The sequence below is a fragment of the Psychroflexus sp. MBR-150 genome, from assembly GCF_053628795.1.
On sequence record NZ_JBRJHB010000041.1, the window covers coordinates 1 to 4,193 of the forward strand.

The following is a 4,193-nucleotide window of genomic DNA, read 5'->3' on the forward strand; positions in this document are numbered from 1 at the left end:
AGGCGGTTTGACTGGTGTGCCTAATCACTCCCAGCCGAGAGACCAATCCTCATCGTACTCTTTACGTGAATCCACCTGAAACAAATGCCAGGGTCATTTCTGAATACCAATAAGACTCTCATCTCAATTACAGTTTTGTTACTTGTTTTCAATGAACTTAATCACTATCTTGTATCCCCAAGTAACGCAGGACACACAACTGTTTACAACATTGTATAAGCGTAATGCGGGCTAAAGTGCTAAAATGAAAGTAATTACACAAAATAAACTAATCGCTAATCGGAAAGGTAAGTGCCTTGAAATCCCGCACTACGCTTATACTAGACCGTTGTAAGCAAGACAACCAAACCAACAGACAATGAACAAAGAAGAATATAATAGGCTCTCAATACCTTATCAGTTTTTAACAAGAAGATTTTATGATAGACAAACCTATCACTATGAAGGATTTTATAAATGTTTCAATCCTGAACATTATATTGTAAAAGGCGAACACCTTGAAGTTCTTCAAAACTTTACAGACCTAAGTTTTAGAGAAATCTATACTGAGGAACATATCCAGGAACACTATTTTGGAGATGAATACCTTAACTCAAAACTTGTAAAAATCGAGGAGAAAAAAGTATGCATAAATTCGGAACTTGGACAAGTATTTCTCTATTTACTTGTTTCAAAACTGCAAAAAGGAATTGAACAATATTTGAACCTCATTGCTGATTTACAAAATGAATACAAAGGTCTTGTAAGAACTAAAGAAGATGGCAATATTGTAGAGGCAAGAATTTATCTTCTTGATGACTTGAAACATAGGTTTGAAGAAATTGAAAATTATCCTTTAGTATTTCATTTACTAGCGCAAACTAACTCTGGATTTTTGACACGAGACAGATATGATATTGTTGAAATAAATTTAAGAAAGATAAAAGGACTTTTAAAAACCGTAAAATATTTTGACTTCTCAAAAGTTGAACTTTAATTGTGCGAAAAAGTCCTGCTTACAACAAAGAACTGAGTCAAAAACCAACTAAAAATTCATTTATTTTTGGCAATATGCTTCTTGGCATTGTTGAAATGGAATAAATCTCCTATCGTCGATTTATTTCCAGTTCAACAAGCTATAATCATTTCATTTTTAATCATTTATTTTTTTAAAACTGACCGATGCTCCGCATCGAAAGGTTTTTTTGACTTAACAATAGCAAAAGCTTGTTTTAAAAGTTTATTTTCCACAGCTAATAGTGCTAATTTCTTACTCTTTCCTTTTTCTACCAATCTGTCGTAGAGTGCTTTGCAGGCCGGATTGTATTTACATGCTGAAAAAGCACATAAAAATAATAAATATCTTAGTTTTTTATTTCCTACCTTACTAATTCTACTCTTACCTCTAACACTACTCCCTGAAGTACGCTGCGTTGGTGTTATTCCTGCATAACAGCACAGTTGGGAAGCAGTCTCAAATTTCTCAAAACCACCTGTTATAACTATTAAAAACAAAGCTGTCTTTACCCCCATTCCTGGTATACTTTTTAATAATGTCAATTGTTCCTGCTGATCTAACTTTACTAACTTTAAAAGCTGTTCCTCTAAATGATTTATTTCTTTCTGAAGATTTTTTCTCACTCTGTTTAGTGAGTGATATACAGCTTTTGATGGTCTACCTAAAGCTTCCTCTCCCTGTTGTTTGTTCTTTATTGCTGTCAACTGTTTCTGGTAAATATCTAACAAACTAAAGAGCTGAAGACACTCTGCTTGTGTTTCATCTACATGACTGTAAACAGGAACAGTGTTAACTTGTGCGTACTCACAAATGGCTTTTGCATCTGATTTATCTGTCTTTGTTTTTGCTAATTTCATTTGAATGAAACGTTTTACTGACAGAGGATTGACAACTGAGCAGACAATGGAATGTTGTGATAAAAACTGGGCAAGACGGTAATGGTAATAACCTGTCGCTTCCATCACTACAAGGTCTTCTGAGGTAAGATGCTCTAGAAACTTTGAAAACCCTCGGGCATCATTACCATACTGGCTATGATTGTTATCTTGATCTACTACATCAAAATAATCTTTACTAATGTCTACTCCGAAAATTTTACTATTTTTATCCATAATATTTATTTTATGAAAGGTAAATCTATCTGATACTTAACATCTTAAAATCGAGATCTAAAGTCTCATAGAACTGAACAAGATTTAGATAGAAAAGCAGCAGGGATTATCATTGTTGACGAAGTAAAATCTTCAACAGCTATATTAACCTTATTCTGCTGCTTTATGCCTTTCTGATTAATGTTCTAAAATTAGTTTATTTTAAAAAAATCAAACTTAAGACGTATATAGCTCATAGCTAATTAGTTGCTTAATCGAAGTTAAGGTATATTTGCAAGTCTGCCAAATTTTTTAATTTGGCTCATTGAGAAAAAAGGTAATAGGAAAATTAAAAAATTCGGCTCGTGCTTAACCGAAAAGTTATTACTAATTTACACGCTACGAGCCATATACAATCACGTTGGTAGCAACTACTCCATAATATTTTTAAATTTATAGGCTCACCCATTTTTTGATAAAGTAAGATGTAGGAATTTTTTCGGTGGAATTTTTCTAAATCCTAAATGATAGGCTTATCACGATGATTGATAACGAATAAAATCTCATCACGACGAGAAAATCACAATCCGAAACAAAAGGCTGATTTGCAATAAAATAGTGAATAAAGAAAACGACAAACGATGCTAAATCAAAAACTATGGCTAAGCGTCAACGAAATGTTATAACATCGAAATTATGGGAAATTTGAAACGTGAGTATGAAAAAAAATGGGTGCGAAAGGTTTGGGCGTTTTCAGCAAAAGACCTCGCCTACTCCACCGCTACTACCAACAATGTGTATCATTAATGGCTGTGTTTTTGCAAAATTTTAAGGTTTGAATTTTTTTTTTCTATCTTTACCAATAAAAACGAAAATGTGTTGACTTTTTGCACGCCACTAATGATACACTCGCCCGTTGTAGTGCATTTAAAGAAACGACATGGACATAGAGAACTTCTTTGAAAAACTTTTCATAAATTCTGAATTAGCAGATGACATTTGTCGTGACTTGAATATTTCCAGAAAGGAATACAGTGAATATGCAAAGCAATTGGATAATGAACGTAAAAGTGAAATTGTAATCATAAGACGTGTTCGCTCACTTTATCATAACAAGAAAGAATTAGAAGGATTTAGTTTCCAGAATTTTAATAGTTTTTACAAGTGGTACAGAACTCAATATCAGATTCAAGAAGGCAAATGCTACTACTGTAAGACAGACGAGAAGGTAATTGCCATTCTCTTTGAGAAAAAGTTTCAAAACCGTAAGCGAACGACAAGGGGAAGGCATTTAGAAATTGAGAGACGGGATTCAACAGACAATCTTTACAATGAAGAAAATTGTGTTTTAGCTTGCTACTTCTGTAACAATGACAAAAGTGACATATTCGAAGAAAGGGAATATCTCGAATACTTGAAGGACAGAAAAGGGTTTTTAACCAGTCAATTTGAAAAACTAAATGGTAACAAGTAAAGAATTAAATAAAGTCTGTTTTTCTGAAAGACTGCTGTCTGACGAGCGGTTTACACAGACTTGCAACGCTTTAACGGAACTTCTTAAAAAACATTTAATAAAGTATGATTTTTTAAAAGCAACAAAAGACATTTGGTGTAGAGACTACATGCCTATTCAGATTGAAAAGGAAAAATTTGTCCAATTGCGTTATGAACCTTCTTACCTAAAAGACGACTTAGAACTTCAATCAGACCCAATAGGAGTTTGTGATGAAAACGGAAATTTCGGGATTTTCTGGAAGTTAAAATCTAAAATCGAAAAATAATCGCTAATTTTCACGCAACGAAACTATAGCCAAACACGTTGTGCAGCAGCTAAAAAAATGAACAATGAGAAAATGGATTTTGACTTTAATAATTTCTTTAATTTATGGAACAATCTCGTTTGTGCAAACCAGAGAAACTGAATTTTATAAAGAATTACAAAAAAACTGAAAAAAGATTAAATACTATTTATGAAAAATTAAATGATAAGTTATCGGACATTAATAAAAATGTATAATACCTCGACAAATTCGGACCATTGTTTAAGTTGAAAATTTATTAACTTTAAACAATGAAAAATATGAAAAAATCAAGAAGAAAATTCA

The 4,193-nt window shown here is 32.5% G+C and carries 4 protein-coding genes; 3 read left to right on the forward strand and 1 reads right to left on the reverse strand.

What is annotated here, in order from left to right:
• Window positions 1–358 precede the first annotated feature (358 nt).
• Entirely contained in the window at window positions 359–976 is a 618-nt protein-coding gene (locus ACSSV5_RS12120; protein ID WP_454246086.1) for a hypothetical protein, read from the forward strand.
• A gap of 164 nt (window positions 977–1,140) precedes the next feature.
• On the opposite strand, the gene ACSSV5_RS12125 is transcribed toward ACSSV5_RS12120, so the two are convergent.
• Window positions 1,141–2,109 (reverse strand): IS110 family transposase, encoded by a 969-nt coding sequence (locus ACSSV5_RS12125; RefSeq protein WP_454246087.1) that lies wholly within the window; start codon window positions 2,107–2,109, stop codon window positions 1,141–1,143.
• Window positions 2,110–3,028: 919 nt separating this feature from the next.
• Between ACSSV5_RS12125 and ACSSV5_RS12130 the strand changes: the two genes are divergently transcribed.
• Window positions 3,029–3,562: a hypothetical protein gene (locus tag ACSSV5_RS12130; RefSeq protein WP_454246088.1), complete on the forward strand. Its 534-nt coding sequence runs from the start codon at window positions 3,029–3,031 to the stop codon at window positions 3,560–3,562.
• Window positions 3,549–3,869 carry a hypothetical protein gene (locus tag ACSSV5_RS12135; RefSeq protein WP_454246089.1) on the forward strand — a complete coding sequence of 107 codons (321 nt, stop codon included), beginning with the start codon at window positions 3,549–3,551 and terminating at the stop codon, window positions 3,867–3,869. Before ACSSV5_RS12130 ends, ACSSV5_RS12135 begins: the two co-directional genes overlap by 14 nt.
• Window positions 3,870–4,193: the final 324 nt, after the last annotated feature.